Here is an 18,935-nt window from a genome sequence, read left to right as displayed (position 1 = left end):
CGATGGCCCGGTTTGAACGCGCTACACTCCTGAAGCGATTTCGCGAGATGGCGAAACGCGGCGAGCCGATCGTCGGCGGCGGCGCCGGCACCGGCCTGTCGGCCAAATGCGAGGAAGCCGGCGGCGTCGATCTCATTGTGATCTATAATTCCGGCCGCTACCGCATGGCCGGCCGCGGCTCCCTTGCCGGGCTGATGCCCTATGGCGACGCCAACGCCATCGTGCTGGAGATGGCCGGAGAGGTGTTGCCCGTGGTCAGCAAGACGCCGGTGCTCGCCGGCGTCAACGGCACCGATCCATTCCGCGACATGGATCTGTTCCTCGACCAGCTCAAAGCGCTCGGCTTTGCCGGCGTGCAGAATTTTCCGACCGTCGGCCTGATCGACGGTGTCTTCCGCGCCAATCTCGAAGAGACCGGCATGTCCTACGCGCTGGAAATCGACATGATCGCCAAGGCGCGCGAGAAGGATTTGCTGACGACGCCCTACGTCTTCAGCGAGAAGGAAGCCGCCGCGATGGCGATCGCCGGCGCTGACATCATCGTCTGCCATCTCGGGCTCACCACCGGCGGCACGATCGGCGCCCAGACCGCACCAAAACTGAAGGACTGCCCGGCGCGCATCGACACCTGGGCCTCGGCCGCGCTCAGCGTCAATCCGGACATCCTCGTGCTCGCCCATGGCGGCCCGATCGCGGATCCCGCGGACGCCGATTTCATCATGAAGAACACCCGCTACTGCCACGGCTTCTACGGGGCGTCCTCGATGGAGCGTCTGCCGGTGGAGCGGGCATTGACGGACCAGGTACGCAAATTCAAGGCGATCGGCGCACGATAACGCCTGCAAGATTGAGGGAGGGAAACATGTCAGGGATCCTGGTCGGCGAGGTCATCCTCTGGCTGATCGTCGCCATCATCGTGATCGTGGTTGGCGTCTATATCGTCAACTGGCTCTATCACCGCTCCTCCAAGGAGGTGTCGTTCGTCCGGACCGGCTTCCTCGGTGAACGCGTGGTGATCAACGGCGGCGCCTTCGTGCTGCCCTTCATCCACGACTATACGCCCGTCAACATGAATGTGCTGCCGATGGGCATCGTGCGCTCTCGGCAGGATGCCGTCATCACCCGCGACCGCATGCGCGTCGACATCGAGGCCGACTTCTATGTCCGGGTTCAGGCCACCCGCGAAGCCGTGTCGATTGCGGCGGCGACTCTCGGCCGTCGCACCATGGAGCCGGAGCAGCTCCACGCGCTCCTGGCCGGCAAGTTCATTTCCGCGATCCGCTCGGTCGCATCCGAAATGACCCTCGAGGAGATGCACGAACGGCGCGGCGACTATGTCGTACGCGTGAAGACCAATGCGGCCGAAGCTCTCGCCCAGAACGGCCTTGAGCTCGAATCCGTCGCGATCACCGATCTCGACCAAACTGATCTCGAATTCTTCAACCCGTCGAACCGGTTCGATGCCGAAGGCCTGACGCGACTGATGGAGGACATCGAGGCCAAACGCAAGGCGCGCAACGACATCGAGCAGGACTCGATGATCAAGATCCGGACCCGCAATCTGGAGGCCGAGCGGCAGGCGCTCGACATCGAGCGCGAGAGCGAGACGGCGCGGCTGGAGCAGGAACGCGACATCGAGATGCGCCGCGCGCTCCAGCGCACCGAAGTCGCCCGCGAACGCGCGCTGCGCGAAACCGAGGCCGAGCAGGCCCAGATCTCCGCGCGCGAAGCCATCGAGCGCTCCCGGATCGCCAACGAGCAGGCGATTGCCGAGGCCCGTATCGCCTCCGAGCGCGAGACTCGCCAGAAGGAGATCGAGCGCACCCGCACCATCGAGGAGAAGGAGCTGCTGGCCCGCGAGGAGATCGAGAAAACGCGCATCGCCAACCAGCGCTCGATCGACACAACGCGGATTGCATCCGAACGCGAGGTCCGTCAACGCGAAATCGAGCGCATGCGCACCGTCGAGGAGGCCGAGATCGCCGCGCGCGAAGCGATCGAGAAGGCCCGTATCCAGCAGGACCGCGTCGTCACCGACGCCCGCATCGCCAATGAAGAGGAGACGCGGCGCCGCGAGATCGAGCGCACCCGCGCCGTCGACGAGGCCGAGATCGCGGCCCGCGAAGCCACCGAGAAGGCGCGCATCGCCCAGACCTTGATCGTCAACGTCGAACGCATCTCCTCGGACGAGCGCACCCGCGCACTGGAGATCCAGCAGGTCCGCACCATCCAGGAGGCCGAGATCGAGGCGCAGCGCGCCGTCGAGGCCGCCCGCATCGCCCGCGAGCGGACGCTCGCCGCCGATCGCATCGCCGCCGAGCAGAATACGCGGCAGCTCGAAATCGAGCGCGACCAGACCCTCGAAGTTGCCGGCATTGCCGCGCGGGAGACTACAGAAGCCTCGCGCATTGCCCAGGAAGAACGTGTCCGCTCATTGGAGATCGCCCGCAACCGCGCCGTCGAGGAAGCCGACATCGCCTCGCGCGAAGCGATCGAGGCCGCCCGCATCGCCCAGGAGAAGGCGGTCGCAGCCGAGCGCATCCAGGCCGAGCGCGACACACGCTCGCTCGAAATCGAGCGCACCGGCATCCTGGAGGCGGCCGAGCTGAAGCGGCGCGACGCCATCGAGCGCCAGCGCATCACGGTCGATCTCGCGCTCGAAGCCGAACGGATCAACTCGTCCAAGAAGCGCGAGGTGCTCAATATCGAGCAGAAGAAAGCGATCGAGATCGCCGACGAGGACCGCGTCATCGCTCTCTCCGCCAAGAAGTCCGAGCGGATCGACGCCGACCGCCAGGTACGGCAGGCCGAGATCGTCGCCCGCAAGGAGGTCGAGACTACCGACGTCTCGCGCGAGCAGGCGCTGGAAGCCGCCCGCCTCGAACGCCGCCGCGCGATCGAGCAGCTCGAAGTCGCCCGCGTCCAGTCGCTGCAGGAGGCCGAGATTGCCTCCCGCGAGGAGGTCGAGCGCGCGCGCATCGCCTCCGACCGCGGCCTGGACGAGGCCCGCGTCGGCCGCGAGCGCGAGCTGCGCAAGCTCGAGGTCAACCGCGAGAAGGAGGTCGAGACCGTCCTGATGGAGAAGGCGATCGCCATTCACCAGAAGTCGCTGGAAGAGTCGGCCGCCAAGGCGATGGCGGAGGAAGCGCGGATGCGGGCGACTGAAGCGACCGAGCGCGTCATTACCGCGCGCGAGAGCGAGATCGCCAAACGCCGCAGGACGGTCGAAGTCATGATCGCCGAGAAGCAGGCCGAGGAGACGCGGATTGCTGCGGAAGCCGAGCGTGTGCGCGCCGCCGTCGAGGCCGAGGCGCAGCGGATGCTCAACGAAGCCGAGAACGTGCTCACCGACCAGGCGCGCTACTCGCTGTTCCGCAGAAAGCTGCTTGACCGTATCGAGGGCATCGTGCGCGAGAGCGTCAAGCCGATGGAGAAGATCGAGGGGATCCGCATCCTCCAGGTCGACGGCCTCAACGGCAACGGCCATGGCGGCAATGGCGGCCGCAGCGCCACCGACGAGGTGATCGATTCGGCGCTGCGCTACCGCGTGCAGGCGCCGCTGATCGACTCCCTCCTTGCCGACATCGGCGTCGAGGGCGGCAGCCTCGCAAAGATGCCGGGCCTGATCCGCGAGGCCCGCGACATGCAAGGTATCAAGGACTCCGCGCGCAAGGGTAGCGGTGGCGGCGACAAGCCGGCGGCGCCCCCGCCCGCGGCTGAGGGCGGCGGCGAACTGCCGGCCGAGCGCGGTCCGCGGAAGAAGAGCTGAGGTCGAAAGCCATGCCCCGCGTCTACGTCTCCACCGTCGTCAATGCGCGCAACGACCGCGTCTGGGCGCGCGTGCGCGACTTCAACGGTATGCCGAACTGGCACCCGGCGATCGCCGAAAGCCGCATCGAGGGCGGCGAGCCCTCCGACAGGATTGGCTGTGTCAGGGACTTTCGCCTGCGCAACGGCGACCGCATCCGCGAGAAGCTTCTGGGCCTGTCCGACTACGACATGTTCTGCACCTACTCGATCCTGGAATCCCCGATGGGCGTCGAGAACTACGTCGCGACCTTGCGGCTGACGCCGGTCACCGACGGCGACCAGACCTTTATGGAATGGACCGCCGAGTTCGACTGCGCGCCGGAGCGCGAGACCGAGCTCGTCGGCAATATCGGCGGCGGCGTATTCCAGGGCGGGTTCGATGCCCTCAAGCGCGTGTTCGGAGGCTGAAAGCCGTGCCGCATATCGTCAAAAGCACGATTTTGGATGCGCCGACCGATGCCGCGTGGGCCATGCTGCGCGATTTCAACGGGCACGACCGCTGGCATCCAGCGGTCGCGACCTCCTCGATCGAGCGCGCGCACACCTCCGACAAGATCGGCTGCATCAGGTGTTTCAAGCTGAAGGACGGCGCCGAGCTGCGCGAGCAGTTGCTGGCGCTGTCCGACCTCGAGCAGAGCTTCAGCTATTGCCTGCTCGATACCCCGATCCCGATGTTCAACTATGTCGCCCATGTCCGCCTGCTGCCGGTCACTGACGGCGACCGCACCTTCTGGCACTGGGAGTCGCGCTTCACGACCAGGCCCGAAGACCGCGACCGCATCACCCACATGGTCGCCGAAGACATTTACCAGGCCGGATTCGAAGCAATCCGCCGGCATCTGAAGGAGGCCACCTAGATGGCCGTGACAGTGAAAACTTTTGGCAGTGCCAGCGAGGCGGCCGGCGCGCTGTCCTCGGACCGCACCGCGCGTTATCTCGGCGGCGGCACGCTGGTGATGCGGGCGCTGAACGAGGGCGATGTGTCGATCACGACCGTCGTCCGCGCCCAGGACCAGGCGTTGACCCGGATCGATGCCTCCGGCCCGCGCATCACGCTGGGCGCCGGCGTCACCTTTGCGCGCGTCCTTGCCGAGCGCGACCTTGCCTTCCTGCATGCCCCGGCCCGCTCGATCGGTGGCCCCGCCGTGCGCAACATGGGGACTGTCGGCGGCAATCTCTTCGCCCCGAACCCGTATGGCGATTTCACCGTCGCGCTGCTGGCGCTTGACGCCACCGTGGCCGTGCAGGGCGGCTTCGGTTCGCGCGACATCCCGATCGAAGAGTTTTTGCAGGCGCGCGAGCGACAGGCCGGGACATTGGTGTTGTCCATCTCCTGTACCCGGCCGGCAAACAGTGAAGCATTCCGCTATCGCAAGATCGCACGCATCAAACCGAAGGGCGGTTCAGTCATCACGCTGGCCGCGCATTTGCCGATCAGCGGCGGCCGGATCGCAGGCGCGCGGATCGCGCTGGGCTCGATGGCCCCGACCCAGATCCGTGCCCGCGCGGCCGAGCGGGCGCTGGAGGGCCGCTCGCTCGATGCCGCGACCATTGCGGCGGCCGCATCCGCCGCGACCGGGGGAACATCGCCCTCAGACAACGCGCTCGGCAGCGCCTGGTATCGCCGCGAGATCGTCGGCGTCCATCTGCGCCGTCTGCTGTCGGGACAGGAATAGAGCCCATGTCCAAAATCCCCCTGCAATTTCGTCACAATGGCCGCGACGTCGCGATCTTCGTCGACGGCGGCACCAATCTGCTGGTCGCACTGCGCGAGCTGATCGGCGACATGACGCCGAAATTCGGCTGCGGCCAGGGCGGCTGCGGCACCTGCAGCGTGCTGATCGACGGCGAGCTTCACCTCTCCTGCCTGACGCTGGCGGAAACCGTGGCCGGCCGTTCGATCGAGACACTCGACGGCATCAAGCAGGGCCCGAACCTGCATCCGCTCCAGCGCGCCTTTGCCGACCATTTTGCCGCCCAGTGCGGCTACTGTACCCCGGGCATGCTGATGTCCGCAAAGGCCCTGCTCGATCGCAACCCCGCCCCAAGCCGCGACGAGGTCATCGAAGCCATCTCCGGCAACATCTGCCGCTGCACCGGCTACGAGCCGATCATCAATGCCATCCTCGCCGCCGCCGGCGGCCGGGTCAGCGCGTAAGGGAACGCGACCATGCTGGAACTGCGCAAGGACATTTTCGCCGACGAGCGTGATGATAATCTGAAGGAAATCGGCAAGGGCACCCAGCGTCAGGACATGCTTGGTCATGTCACGGGCACGTCGAGCTATTTCAACGACCACAAACTCCAAGGCATGCTGCACTTGAAGGTCGTGCGTTCGACGCAGTCCCATGCACGGATTCGCCGCATCGACACCACAGAGGCCGAGCGCTCGGCCGGCGTGCGCCGGATCATCAGCGGCGCCGACGTGCCGGTCAATCTCAACACGCTTCTGAGCCTGATCAATTTCGGCAAGGACGACGAACCGTCGCTCGCGGTCGACAAGGTCCGCTACAAGGGCGAGCCGATCGTCGCCATCGTCGCCGACAGCGAGCGCGAGGCCTTCGAGGCGATCGCAAAGGTCAAGGTCGACTACGAACCGCTGGCGGCGGTGTTCGATGTCGAGGACGCGCTGAAGCCCGGCGCGCCCGTCGTCAACGAGACCTATCCCAAGAACACGTTCACCTATCACGAGACCTACGATCACCAGAAGCTGCGCTTCGGCGATGCCGACGCGGCGCTGGCGACCGCCGATCACGTGCTGGAGCAGCGCTACCAGATGTCTCCGATCGAGCACGCCCCGACCGAGACCAATGGCGCCATCGCCGCGCCCGACACCAACGGCCGCTATGTGGTCTACACCTCGACCCAGGCGCTGTTCTTCTCGGTCGACACCTGCGCCAAGATCCTGGACGTGCCCTCCAACACCTTCCACTTCATCGGCGGCACGGTCGGCGGCGGCTTTGGCGGCAAGGTGGATACGCTGACGGAGCCGCTCGCCATTCTCGGCGCGATGCTGACCGGGCGGCCCGTTCGCTACGTGTTCGGGCGCGAGGAGGAGATGCAATACGGCCCGCCGCGCGGCGCCGAGCGCATCTACATCAAGGACGGGGTGATGCGCGACGGCCGCGTCGTCGCGCGCAAGATCCGCGCCTATTTCGACAGCGGCGCGTATACGCGGCTGTCCAGTTACGCCGCCGTGAAATGCGCCGCGCATCTGCCGGGTCCCTACACCATCCCCAATGTCTATGGCGACGTCTATTGCGTCTTCACCAACCGGACGCCGGCGACCGCCATGCGCGGTTTCGGCGTGACCGCGATGGACTTTGCGATCGAGTGTCAGATGGACAAGCTCGCGCACCTCGTGAACATGGACCCGATGGAGTTCCGGATCCTGAACGCCTATCGCGACGGCGACATGAAGGCGCACCGGCGCCAGGCCAAGAACACCGCACTGATCGAATGCGTTCAGGTCGCGGCCGAAAAAGCCAAGTGGCCGCTCCGCGAGGAGTTCAAGCGCGCATCCTCGCGCAAGGACGGCGGCGGTAGCCGCGCCTTCATCCCGCCGACCCCAACGGATTCTTCGCGCGCACGGCCCATCGCTCCGGCGCAGCAGCGCACCAGCTACGACCGGCTGCCGCCGACCGTCACCCGCGAACCGCCGCGCGAGCCACCACCGCCGGCTCCTCCGCCGCCCTCGCCGCGGCCGACCGCACCCTCGCATGGCGCGACACGTTTCTCCTCCGTCTTCGGCACCAGGAGGCGCTAGATGACCCGGCATCGCGGGCGCGGCATCGCGTCGATCAATTATCCCATCGGCATGAATCTCGGCGGCGACCCCAGCCAGGCGCTGGTGCATTCCAACCCGAGCGGCAAGTTCACGGTGGCGCTGTCGTCGATCGATCTTGGCCAGGGCATGAAGTCGGTGACGCGGCAGATCTGCGCGGAGACGCTAGGCGTGCCGGTCGAAGACGTCTATGTCGACACCGCGGATTCCGACACCGGCCCGCATTGCATGGGTTCGTTCGCCTCGCGCGGCACCCACCGTGTCGGCAACGCGGTGATGGCGGCGGCCCGCGAGGCGCGCGGCGTCATGATGGAAGCAGCTGCCGAGGAACTCGAGGTCAACGCCGCCGATCTCGAAACGGACGGACGCGGCAATATCCACGTCAAGGGCGCGCCGCACCGCTCGATCTCGACCAAGGACGTCGCGATCGCCGCCCAGTTCAAGCAGGGCAAGACCATCTCCGGCCGCGGCATCTTCCTGGTGCCGCTCTCCGAGGTCAATCCGGAGACCGGCGAGATGTCGCCCGCGACCTGCTATGCCCATGCCTGCCTCGTCGCCGAGGTTGATGTCGACGACGAGACCGGCGAGGTCGCAATGGTGCGGATGGACTCGGCCTATGAACTCGGCCGTGCGCTCAACCCACGCCTGGTCGAGCAGCAACTTGTCGGCGGTGCCTGGATGGGCGTCAGCCACGCGCTGTATGAGACGACGGAGCCTCACTATCCCGAGGCCGTTCACGGCCCGCGCGACTTCGTCGAATATCTGATGCCCGGTCCCGGCGACATCTGCCCGCACGATATCGCCGTGCTGGAGCGCCCTGCCCCTGACGGCCCCTTCGGCGCCAAGGGTCCCGGCGAGATGTGCGCGAACCCGGTGCTGCCCGCTGTTGCGAATGCAATCTTCAACGCGGTCGGCGTGCGCATCGACGATCTGCCGATTACGCCTGAAAAGGTGCTGCGTGCGATCAAGGCCCAGGGCGGCGCGCGGCCGCAGGCGCGGCGCTAGAGGTTTGGGTTCATGGCGGTCCGCAGCAACATCGTCGGCATCGACAGCCCGGAGGCGCTGGAGAAGGCGCTGCGCGCGGCCTATTACCTCTCAGACGAGGGCCTCGCGACCGCTGCCTATCTCGGGCTCGCGCTCGGCAAGCCGCTGCTGCTCGAGGGCACGCCGGGCGTCGGCAAGACCGAAGCCGCAAAGGCCATCGCCGCCGTGCTCGGCCGCCGGTTGATCCGCCTGCAATGCTACGAGGGTATCGACGCCTCCGCGGCGCTCTACGAGTGGAACTACCCGCGCCAGATGCTCGCGATCCGCCAGGCCGGCGACGAGAGCATTGACATCTACGGCGAGACGTTTTTGATCGAGCGTCCGATGCTGGCGGCGCTGCGTGCCCCAGACTCGACCGTGCTCCTGATCGACGAAATCGATCGCGCCGATCAGGAGTTCGAGGCGTTTCTGCTCGAATTTTTGTCCGACTTCCAGATCTCCATCCCCGAGCGCGGCACCGTGCGCGCAGCCGAGCGCCCCGTGGTCGTGCTGACGTCGAACCGGACGCGCGACCTGCACGAAGCCTTGCGCCGCCGCTGCGTCTATCACTGGATCGACTATCCCACAGAAGAGCGTGAGGCGCGTATCGTCATGCTGCGAGCCTCCAGCGTTGCCGAAGCGACCGCGCGGGCCGTCGTCGCGGCCGTCGGCAAGCTCCGGCGCGAGCCGCTCAGCAAGGCGCCGGGCATCGCCGAAGCTGTCGACTGGGCCGAGGCCGCGACGCTCCTGAACAAGGGCGGCGCGCGCTGGCCCGATGCCTTCAAGCGCTCGATCGGCGTGGCACTCAAGGATGAGGAGGATCTGCACTTCATCTCACCCCGGCTCGACGCCATGCTCGCGGAGGCGACCGCATGAGCACCGAGCCGCAGCTGCCGCGCGCCGCGCGCATCTTCGTCTCCTTCGTTGCGCTCTTGCGCGCCAACAGCTTTGCTGTCGCCCTGGAGCAGACCACCGCGTTTCTCACCGCGATCGAACTGCTCGGCCCGCGCGACCTCGGGGATATCAGGCAGGCGGCATTGGCCACCCTCGCGCCGCCGCCCGAACGTCGTGCGACTTTCAACCGGTTATTCGACCTCCACTTCCGCGGCAGCGAGGCGATCGAACACGCGGACGACGGCGAGGATGACGAGACCGTCCGGCTCCAGGAGGAAGGCCGCGGCGACGAGGAGCCACTTCTCTCCGACGACGCTAATGAATCCGGCCTGACTGCGACGCGCACAGAGGCGCTGGTTGAGCGCCGCTTCGCCCAGCTTTCCACGACAGATGCACTTCGGCGCCTGTCACGCGAGGCCCCCCGGCGCCTGCCGCAACGGCGCGGCCACCGCCGCATGCGCGCCCGCCGCGGTCCCTTCGCCGATCTTCGTCGCACCTTGCGCGACTCTGTTCGAAGCGACGGCGAGATCCTGCGGCTCGGGCACATGAAGCGGCGCCAGCGCCCGCGAAAGTTCCTGCTGCTGATCGACGTCTCCGGCTCGATGAAGAGCCGCACTGAAGACAACCTGAAGCTGGCCCATGCCCTGGTGCAGGCCGCGCCCAATGTCGAGGTCTTCACCTTCGGCACCCGGTTGACCCGGGTCACCCGCGCGCTGCGGCTGAAGCGGCGCGAGCAGGCCCTGAGTGCGGCCGCGCATCTCGTCAGCGATTGGGACGGCGGCACCCGCATCGGCGATGCGCTGCAGGCCTTCCTGGCAGTGCCGCGGTTCGGCGGGTACGCGCGAGGAGCGGCCGTGGTCGTGGTCTCGGACGGACTGGAGCGCGGCGAGCCCGACGCACTGCGCGATGCCGTCGCAAAGCTGTCGCGGCGCGCCTGGCGCGTCAGCTGGCTGACGCCGCTCGCGGCGGGCCCGGGCTTCCGCCCGCAGACCGAAGCGCTCATCGCCATCGAGCGCTTCGTCGACGATCTCGTCGACGGCGGATCCAGCGCATCGATCGTCGCGCATGTACTGGCACTGGGACGAAGGAGAGTTGCGTGACCGAGATTGTCGACGGGCATCATCATATCTGGCGACAGGCCGACCTGCCCTGGCTGGTCGGCCCGATGCAGCCCCGCATCTTCGGACCCTACGAGGCCATCCGCCGCGACTATCCGCTTCCCGAATATCTCGACGACCTCAAGGGCAGCGGCGTCACCCGCTCTGTCTACGTCCAGACCAACTGGGCCAACGATCGCTTCGAGGACGAAGCCGCCTGGGTGCAGCAGACCGCCGACGAGCATGGCTGGCCGCACGCCATCGTCGCCTACGCCAATTTCGCGGTGGACGACGTGCGCCCGCAGCTCGACCGCCTGAAGCGCTATCCACTGGTGCGCGGCGTGCGCATGCAGCTGCACTGGCACGAAAACCCGCTCTATCGCTTCGCGGCAAAACCCGATCTCTGCGTCGATCCCATGGTCGGCCGCAACATCGCGCGTCTCGCCGACTACGGCTGGAGCTTCGACCTGCAGGTGTTCACACCGCAGATGCCGGATGCTGCGCAACTTGCAGAGTCCTGCCCCGAAGTGACTTTCATCCTTCAGCATGCCGGCATGCTGGAAGATCTCTCGCCGGCGGGGCGCGCGGCCTGGCGCGCCGGGATGGCCCGGCTCGCGATGTGTCCGAACGTGGCCTCCAAGCTGTCCGGGCTCGGCACCTTCATCCACCGCAACGATCCCGCGCATATCGCGGCCGTGCTCACTGACGCCGTCGCAATCTTCGGCGCCGAGCGCTGCCTGTTCGGCTCGAACTTCCCGATCGAGAAATTGTGGACCAGCTATCGCGAGCTCGTTGACGCCTTTCGCGCGGCGGCCGCACCGCTGAGTGCCGCGCAACAGGACGCGATCTTCAGGACGACGGCAACGCGCGTCTATCGGCTTTGACAGATAACAACAGACCAGGGAGGGAAACGAATGGCGCTGGAGATCAAGATCCTGGACTACGGCGATATCGAGCTGGAATCGAGCTTTCTGGTGCTTGGCCGCGATTGCGGCCGCACCCGCCGCGTCCTCACGCTGGGCTTTTTGATCCTCGGCGGCAAATATCCGGTCGTGATCGACACCGGCTATCGCTCCAACCAGATCATGGAGACGCTGGGCATGCGGGGCCTGCAGTACCACGAGCACATGATCGAGAACCAGCTCGCCCGCCACGGCGTGCGCATGGGCGACGTGCGCTTCGTCTGCCATACCCATCTGCACATCGATCACGCCGGCAAGGACGATCTGTTCCCGATGAACACGACTGTCGTCCTTAACCGCAAGGAGCTGGAATATTCCGTCTCCGGCCTGATGCATCCGCAGTACCCGGCGCCCGACATCAAGCACCTGATTGATCGGCTGCACACCAAGAGCGCGCTGCGCTTCCTCGACCTCGAGATCACCGGCCCGATCGAGCTGATGCCCGGCGTCTATTGCGACGCCGCCGGCGCTCATACCGAGGGCTCGATGAACATCATCGTCGAGACCGCCGACGGCATCGCCACCATCTGCGGCGACGTGATCTACGATTTCAACGACCAAATCGTCACGCCCTTCAACGAGATCCACGACTGGGAGCCGCGCACCACCGGCAACCACGGCACCAGCAAGCGGGCGGAGAAGGCCGCGATCAAGAAGCTGCTCAGCAACTCGCGCTATCTGCTGCCGGTACACGATCGTCCCGCCAAGATCGAAGGCGGCAATGTCGTGGGCCGGCTCCACGACCAGGTCCCGGGCCCGATCGTGCAGTCCCTGCCCGCGCGCAACTGGTTCCCGGCCTGAGATGATCCTGAGGACCGACCGATGACCCACGTCACCTTGCGCTCCGAATTCGAGACCCTGATCGACCCTTACGCGCCGGTCGCGCAGGTCGGCACAGGCTTTGACTTCACGGAAGGGCCGATCTGGCATCCGGTCGATCAGTATCTGTTGTTCTCGGACATGCCGGGCGACGTGCGCCGGCGCTGGGATGCCCGGCGCGGCGTTGCCGAGGTCAAGCGCCCGTCGAACAAATGCAACGGCATGACCTACGACGCCGAGCTCAACCTGATCGTCTGCGAGCACGCGACCTCGTCGCTGATTCGCGAGCGGCCGGACGGACGGCGCGAGGTGCTGGCCTCGCACTTCGGCGGACAGGAGCTCAACAGCCCGAACGATGTCTGTGTGCATTCCTCCGGCGCGATCTATTTCTCCGACCCCTGGTATGGCCGCATGCCGGTCTATGGCGTCGAACGGCCACGGCAGCTCGGCTTTCAGGGCGTCTATCGCGTCGTGCCCGGCAGCGAGCCCAAGCTGGTGGTCGATAGAACACTGTTCGATCAGCCGAACGGACTGTGCTTCTCGCCCGACGAAAAATTGCTCTATGTCAACGACACCGTGCAAGCGCTGGTCCGCGTCTTCGACGTCAATGCCGACGGCACGCTGTCGAACGCGCGCGTGTTCGCAAGCGGTATCCGCTCCGAGCTGGAGCCGGGCCTGCCCGACGGCATGAAGTGCGACCAGCACGGCAATGTCTGGGTCACAGCGCCCGGTGGCGTCTGGGTCTATTCGCCGCGCGGCGAACTGCTCGGAAAAGTTCGCGTGCCCGAGCTCGTCGCCAACCTCGCCTGGGGCGGACCGGATTTCCGCACGCTGTATTTGACCTCGACGCATTCGGTCTATGCCATCCCGACCCGGGCCGGACCGCGTCACGAACCCTATATGAGCGGCAGGCGCAGCAGCGGCGGAGCCGCAAGCTCGGGCCCGACGGCCGCGGCCCCCGTCCTTGCCGACGGCGAGATGCGGCTCGATCCAAACCGCTGCGCCATGATCATCCAGGATCTTCAAAATGACGTCATCATGGATGGCGGCGCCTTCGCCGACTCCGGTGCGCCCGGCCACGCCAAGCAGCAGCATGTCGTCGAGAACGTCCGGCGCCTGGCAGAGACAGCGCGGGCGCGCGGCGTTACCATCATCCATGTCTGGTTCGTCGTCGAGCCCGGCGCGCCCGGCGTGACACTGAACGCACCGTTGTTCGAAGGTCTCGTCGACAGCAAGGCGATGGTGCGCGGCAGCTGGGGCGCTGCCCCGGTTTCGGGCCTCGAGCCGCGCCCCGGCGACTTCGTCGTCGAGAAGATGCGGATGAGCGCCTGGGAGGGCACGCGGCTGGAGACGATCCTGAAAGCCACCGGCCGCGACATGATCATCAACACCGGCGCCTGGACAAACATGTCGGTCGAGCACACTGCGCGCACCGGCGCCGACAAGGGCTATTTCATGATCGTGCCGGAGGACTGCTGCTCGACCATGAATGCCGATTGGCACTCCGCCTCGATCAATTTTGCCATGCAGAACGTTGCCGTCGTCACGCGATCGGATGCCGTCATCAAGGCGCTGGGATGAGCGGTGGCAAAACTTTTGCACCTCTCCTGTTCCCCGCGTGCCGATTCCGAGTCGAGCGCGGGTGCGCGCGTCTTTCTTGACGGCTTTCGCGAGGTCCGCCCCGATTGGGATATCGACCTCGTCGATCTCTGGCGCGAACGCATGCCGGAATTTGCCGGCCCCATCGTCGAGGCCAAATATGCGCGCATGAAGGCGCAGGCCTTCAACGACGCGCAACGGGACAGCTTTGCGGAGGCCGAGCGGATGGCGCTGCGCTTCTCGCTGGCCGATCGCGTGCTGATCTCGACGCCGATGTGGAATTTCGGCATCCCCTACAAGCTGAAGCAATGGTTCGACATCATCATCCAGCCCGGGCTCACCTTCCGCTTCGACCCGGCGCAGGGATATCTTCCGCTGCTGAAGGACCGTCCGACCATCGTGATCCTCGCCTCCGGGAGCGACTTTGCCACCGGCATGAACCGCGGCCGCATCGACATGGCGACGCCCTATTTGCGCGAAGCGCTCCGCTTCATCGGCGTCAGCGACGTGCGCTTCGTGCCGATCGGACCGACGACCGGCCCGGCCGAACCGATTCGCACCGCCCGCGACACCGCCCACCGCCGCCTTGCCGAGATGGCGAAGCGGTTTTGAGCTGCGAGGGCGCAGCACAGCGCGCCTATAACGACTGAAGCCCGATCGACTTGATCACAGGAGCAAGGCTTGCCGAGGTGGCATCGACAATTCGCTGAAACTTGTCCGGGCTGGAATCGCTGTCGGGCTCCATCCCCTGTGCGCGATAGTTCGCCTGCAGTGCAGGATCGGCCATCGCCGCCCGTGTCGCCTGCGCGATCCGGTCGACGATCGAATCTTCGGTCAGCTTCGGTGCGAACAGCCCGAACCATCCCTCATAGCTGAGATCCGGCATGCCCGATTCAATGGCGGTCGGGATATCAGGCGCGCCGCTCAATCGCTTGTCAGGTGTGACCGCGAGCAGCCTTATTTTGCCGGCCTGCCCCAGTTGCTGCAATTGAACCGACATGACAGCGATGATGAGCGATATCTGGCCGCCGACGAGATCGTTGGTCGCCTGTGCGATGCCCCGATAGGGAACGTGGACGATATCCAACCCGCCGGCCTGCTGCTTGAACAACTCGCCGACCAAATGATTTCCGGTACCGATGCCGGGCGTCCCGTAAGACATCTTGCCGGGATTGACCTTGGCGTAAGCGATCAGCTCCTTCAGACTTGTGGCCGGCACCGACGGATGGGTGGCAAAAACCAGCGCACTACTGATCAGGCGATAGATCGCCCGGAAGTCGCCGACGGAATAACTGGGATTTGCCGTCGTCAGCGGGATGATGACCTGCGTGCTGCCATTTCCCAAGAGCAGTGAATAGCCATCAGGCGCATCGCGCGCGACGGCGGTCGTCCCGATCGCGCCGCCTGCACCGCCGATGTTCTCGACGAAAGTGGGACCAAGCTGCGATGACATCTTCTCGACCCAGGGACGCCCGATTTCATCGCCTGCGCCACCGGCCCCATAGGGAATCACCAGCCGAATGGGACGCGATGGATAGGCTGCGGTTCTTCCGCAGCGTGGAAATCCGGCGACGGTCGCTGCAAATGCAGCTGCACTGGCGAATCGTCGCCGCGAGAGGGAGAGCATGTCCTGTTCCGAAAGTCGTGAGCTTTGATCAGAGGCGGGACCGGCTCCCAGAACTCCATTCGCAGCAGGATGCAGCCATCGTCAATGGCATGTGCGATCGGCGAGACGACCACGGCTTGTGAGCAAAGCGGAAATCTCCACCCGATTTTCGGCATGCTCCCCTGCGCGGGACCGACAGCTGCGTCAACGAGGCAGCTTCTTAAATCGATCTAAGCCATTAATATGACGCCAATATTTCTCTTGCACGAGACCAACAGAGCGACCCGGAGCGCGTTGGCAGCCTTTCCCTCTGCTTTCGTCCAGTTTACTCACTGCTTCGATCTGCTAGACCAAATTCAAACATTTTTGACTCCCTGCCGTGAGGGCAATAACGGGTGCCCGACGATAGCAACCAAGGCGCGGTCATCTCTTTTGGACCATTTCGCCTGTTTCCGAAGTCCCGCCTTCTGGAGAAGGACGGCGCGCATCTTCATGTCGGCGGCCGAGCGCTCGACATCCTGATCTTCCTGGCCGAGCGGCCCGGCGAAGTCGTCGACAAGCGCGAGCTGGTCAAACGCGTCTGGGCAGACGTGAATGTGGACGATGGCAGCCTCCGCTTCCACATCGCAGCACTGCGCAAGGCACTCGGCGACAGCGGCAAGTCGGCCCGCTATGTCGTCAACGTCCCCGGACGCGGCTATTGCTTCGTCGCATCACTCGCCCAGGTTGCGCCAGCACCTCCCGCTTCCCCGATTGATATGCCGCTTCCCCGCTCGCTGCCCGCGCCGCTTGCTCGGGTGATCGGGCGAGACGACGTCATCGAGAAGATTTCGACCGGGCTCGCGCAACATCGTTTCGTCACCGTGGTCGGCCCCGGCGGTATCGGCAAGACAGCAGTGGCCGTGACCGTGGGCCATCGCCTGCTGACCCATTTCGACGGCAACGTTTTCTTCGTCGACTTCGGGCCGGTGAGGAAGCCCGAACTCGCCGCGATTACAATCGCATCGACGCTCGGGCTGTCCATCAATGCGGAAGATCCGGTCCCGGCCCTGCTGACCCATCTCCAGGCGAAACCGACGCTGCTGATCTTCGACAGTTGCGAGCACGTCCTGGAGACCCTCGCGCCGCTGGTCGAGCGTCTGGTTCGCGAGGCACCGCGACTGCATGTGCTGGCGACCAGCCGCGAATCCTTTCGCAGCGAAGGCGAGCGGATCTTTCGACTGTTTCCATTGGACTGCCCACCCCGGCGCGATGACCTCGCCGTCGCCGACATCCTCGCCTATCCCGCAGCCCAGCTTTTCGTCGAACGTATCGCGCAGAGCTCCGGGCCATTTCAGCTCAGCGCCGAAGAAGCACCGCTGGTGGCAGACATCTGCCGCCGCCTTGACGGCATCGCGCTCGCGATCGAGCTCGCGGCGGGGCGCGTCAATGCCTATGGCATCGCCGGCACGGCATCGCTCCTCGACAGCCGGTTTTCGCTGCAATGGCGCGGGCGACGCACGGCCATCCCGCGGCACCAGACGCTCGGCGCCGCGCTGGACTGGAGCTACGACCTGCTTCCCGCGTCCGAGAGCGCGATCTTGCGGAGATTGTCGGTGTTCGTCGGGCCGTTCACGCCGGAGGCGGCTGCCGCCGTCGCGTCGGGCGATGGGCTCAGTGCAGCCGCTACCATGGAGGCGATCGACAATCTCGTCACGAAATCGCTGATCGCACCATCAGGCGCACGAACATTGCGTTATCGCCTGCTGGATACCACGCGCACCTACGCGGTGGGCAAGCTGAACGAGGCCGGGGAAGCGAAGCGGATCGCGCAGCGGCACGCCGAATATTTTCGCGACCTGTTCGCGCGCGCCGAGGCCGAGACCTCCGCTCCGCTGTCGGACTGGCTCGGCGTCTATGGCGCGGAGCTGGACAATCTGCGCGCCGCACTGGATTGGGCCTTTTCGGCCGATGGCGATGCACAGCTCGGCATCGCGCTGACGGCGGTGGCAGTCACGCTCTGGGTCCGTCTTTCGCTGTTTGCCGAGTGTCGCGAGCGCGCCAGAACGGCGTTGGCCACGCTCGGAGACCATGGCGACGAGCGGGTGCGCATGCAGCTCCTGGCGGCGCTCGGCTGGTCGCTGATGTATGGCGAAGGACGCGCGCGCGAGGCCCGCCCGATCCTCGAGGCCACGCTCGAATTGGCCGACAGGCTCGACGACAAGGATTTCCGGCTGCGGGCGCTCTGGGGCTTGTGCATCGACCAGTTCAACAACGGCGCGTTCGGCAAGGCGCGCGCGCTCGCCGATCGTTTTGCGGAAGCTGCGGCGAGTTCACCTGACAAGACCGATCTCATGCTGGGCGACCGGCTCACGGCCGTCGCCCTGCATTATCTCGGCGACCAACGCGAGGCCAGGGTCCGTATCGACCGGGTCAATGCGTCCCTGCATGTGCTGGCCGAGAAGCCAAGGATCTTTCCGCTCGATGTCAGACTATCGACGCAGTATTTCCGTGCCCGCATCCTGTGGCTGCAGGGTCATGCGGATCAGGCCCTGGCGCTCGCCGAGCAGAACATCCACGAAGGCCGAGCCATGGGCCACGCGCTGACCTTCTGCAGCGTGCTGGGACAGGCCGCCTGCCCGATCGCTTTTCTGGCCGGCGACTACGATGCCGCCCAACGTTATGGGACCGAGCTGCTCGAGCATACCGATCGCCACGCCATCCGGCTCTGGGGTCTGTGGGCGCGCGCCTTCAACGCCCTGGTCATCGCCAAACGCACCAACGTCGAGACGGGCTTGCCGCTGCTGCGCGACGAGCTCAATCGCGCCGGCGACGCGCGCTTCCTGCCGCGATTTCTTCCCCTGCTCGGCGAACTCGCGGCCTGTTTCGGACAGGCCAACCAGATCCATCACGGCTTCGACACGATCGAGAACGCCTTGGCGCGTTGCAACGACAGGCAGGAGCTCTGGTATCTGCCGGAGCTGCTCCGCATCAAGGGTGAGATGATGCTGAGAGAGTCACCCGGATTGGAAGCCGCTGACGCCTGCTTTCACGAGGCCATGGACCTGGCCGCCCGGCAGGGCGCGGAGTTCTGGCAATTGCGATGCGCCATCAGCATCGCTCAGTTCAGGATTGCGCGGGACCAGCGCACAGACGCACTTGCCATTATCGAGAAGGCCTGTGGCGCGCTGACCGAAGGATCCGACATCGCGGACATGCGGATCGCGCGAGGCCTGATCGCGCAACTGCGGACGTGATCCGAGCGCCGATGCCTGTCGCGGCCTTCAGTCCAGTCCTTCGATGATCCGAACGTCTCGCTCGCACGCATTGCCGAGCGCCCTGAGCGCCTCCGCATAGGTGAT

General features: G+C 65.7%; 16 protein-coding genes. 15 read left to right on the top strand and 1 reads right to left on the bottom strand.

Going from position 1 to position 18,935, the window contains the following annotated elements; translation table 11 throughout:
• Window positions 1–2: 2 nt before the first annotated feature.
• The 14 genes from ACP2YP_RS15220 to ACP2YP_RS15155 are packed head-to-tail and all read left to right on the top strand — an operon-like array spanning window position 3 to window position 14,600.
• A complete protein-coding gene (locus tag ACP2YP_RS15220; protein ID WP_426425066.1) occupies window positions 3–836 on the top strand; it encodes a phosphoenolpyruvate hydrolase family protein in 834 nt (277 codons plus the stop codon).
• Window positions 837–862: 26 nt separating this feature from the next.
• Entirely contained in the window at window positions 863–3,769 is a 2,907-nt protein-coding gene (locus ACP2YP_RS15215) for a flotillin domain-containing protein (protein WP_426425065.1), read from the top strand.
• Between the two features lie 11 nt (window positions 3,770–3,780).
• Window positions 3,781–4,218, top strand: coding sequence for an SRPBCC family protein (locus tag ACP2YP_RS15210; RefSeq protein WP_426425064.1), 438 nt, complete (start codon window positions 3,781–3,783; stop codon window positions 4,216–4,218).
• 5 nt (window positions 4,219–4,223) lie between these two features.
• On the top strand, window positions 4,224–4,667 hold the full coding sequence (locus ACP2YP_RS15205; protein ID WP_426425063.1) for an SRPBCC family protein: 444 nt from the start codon (window positions 4,224–4,226) through the stop codon (window positions 4,665–4,667).
• Window positions 4,668–5,486, top strand: a complete 819-nt coding sequence (locus ACP2YP_RS15200) for an FAD binding domain-containing protein (protein ID WP_426425062.1) — start codon at window positions 4,668–4,670, stop codon at window positions 5,484–5,486. It begins immediately after the preceding gene.
• 5 nt (window positions 5,487–5,491) lie between these two features.
• On the top strand, window positions 5,492–5,968 hold the full coding sequence (locus ACP2YP_RS15195) for a (2Fe-2S)-binding protein (protein ID WP_426425061.1): 477 nt from the start codon (window positions 5,492–5,494) through the stop codon (window positions 5,966–5,968).
• Between the two features lie 12 nt (window positions 5,969–5,980).
• The gene (locus tag ACP2YP_RS15190; RefSeq protein WP_426425060.1) at window positions 5,981–7,576 is read left to right on the top strand and encodes a xanthine dehydrogenase family protein molybdopterin-binding subunit; all 1,596 of its coding nucleotides are present in this window, start codon (window positions 5,981–5,983) and stop codon (window positions 7,574–7,576) included.
• Window positions 7,577–8,599: a xanthine dehydrogenase family protein molybdopterin-binding subunit gene (locus ACP2YP_RS15185; protein ID WP_426425058.1), complete on the top strand. Its 1,023-nt coding sequence runs from the start codon at window positions 7,577–7,579 to the stop codon at window positions 8,597–8,599.
• 12 nt (window positions 8,600–8,611) lie between these two features.
• The gene (locus tag ACP2YP_RS15180) at window positions 8,612–9,493 is read left to right on the top strand and encodes an AAA family ATPase (RefSeq protein ID WP_426425057.1); all 882 of its coding nucleotides are present in this window, start codon (window positions 8,612–8,614) and stop codon (window positions 9,491–9,493) included.
• Window positions 9,490–10,611 carry a vWA domain-containing protein gene (locus ACP2YP_RS15175; protein ID WP_426425056.1) on the top strand — a complete coding sequence of 374 codons (1,122 nt, stop codon included), beginning with the start codon at window positions 9,490–9,492 and terminating at the stop codon, window positions 10,609–10,611. Before ACP2YP_RS15180 ends, ACP2YP_RS15175 begins: the two co-directional genes overlap by 4 nt.
• Complete coding sequence (locus ACP2YP_RS15170) at window positions 10,608–11,492, top strand: amidohydrolase family protein (RefSeq protein WP_426425055.1); 885 nt, start codon at window positions 10,608–10,610, stop codon at window positions 11,490–11,492. The genes ACP2YP_RS15175 and ACP2YP_RS15170 overlap by 4 nt, the downstream gene beginning before the upstream one ends.
• Window positions 11,493–11,522: 30 nt before the next feature.
• On the top strand, window positions 11,523–12,371 hold the full coding sequence (locus ACP2YP_RS15165) for an N-acyl homoserine lactonase family protein (RefSeq protein WP_426425054.1): 849 nt from the start codon (window positions 11,523–11,525) through the stop codon (window positions 12,369–12,371).
• 21 nt (window positions 12,372–12,392) lie between these two features.
• Complete coding sequence (locus ACP2YP_RS15160; protein WP_426425053.1) at window positions 12,393–13,970, top strand: isochorismatase family protein; 1,578 nt, start codon at window positions 12,393–12,395, stop codon at window positions 13,968–13,970.
• A gap of 3 nt (window positions 13,971–13,973) precedes the next feature.
• Window positions 13,974–14,600: an FMN-dependent NADH-azoreductase gene (locus ACP2YP_RS15155; RefSeq protein ID WP_426425052.1), complete on the top strand. Its 627-nt coding sequence runs from the start codon at window positions 13,974–13,976 to the stop codon at window positions 14,598–14,600.
• Window positions 14,601–14,625: 25 nt separating this feature from the next.
• On the opposite strand, the gene ACP2YP_RS15150 is transcribed toward ACP2YP_RS15155, so the two are convergent.
• Entirely contained in the window at window positions 14,626–15,615 is a 990-nt protein-coding gene (locus tag ACP2YP_RS15150) for a Bug family tripartite tricarboxylate transporter substrate binding protein (RefSeq protein WP_426425051.1), read from the bottom strand.
• A gap of 374 nt (window positions 15,616–15,989) precedes the next feature.
• Between ACP2YP_RS15150 and ACP2YP_RS15145 the strand changes: the two genes are divergently transcribed.
• On the top strand, window positions 15,990–18,830 hold the full coding sequence (locus ACP2YP_RS15145; RefSeq protein ID WP_426425050.1) for an ATP-binding protein: 2,841 nt from the start codon (window positions 15,990–15,992) through the stop codon (window positions 18,828–18,830).
• The last annotated feature ends 105 nt before the right edge of the window (window positions 18,831–18,935 follow it).

It is taken from the genome of Bradyrhizobium genosp. A, assembly GCF_049949275.1.
Taxonomy (GTDB): Bacteria; Pseudomonadota; Alphaproteobacteria; order Rhizobiales; family Xanthobacteraceae; genus Bradyrhizobium.
Note: the sequence above shows the minus strand (reverse complement) of the source record. Positions and strands in the feature narration are given on the sequence as shown.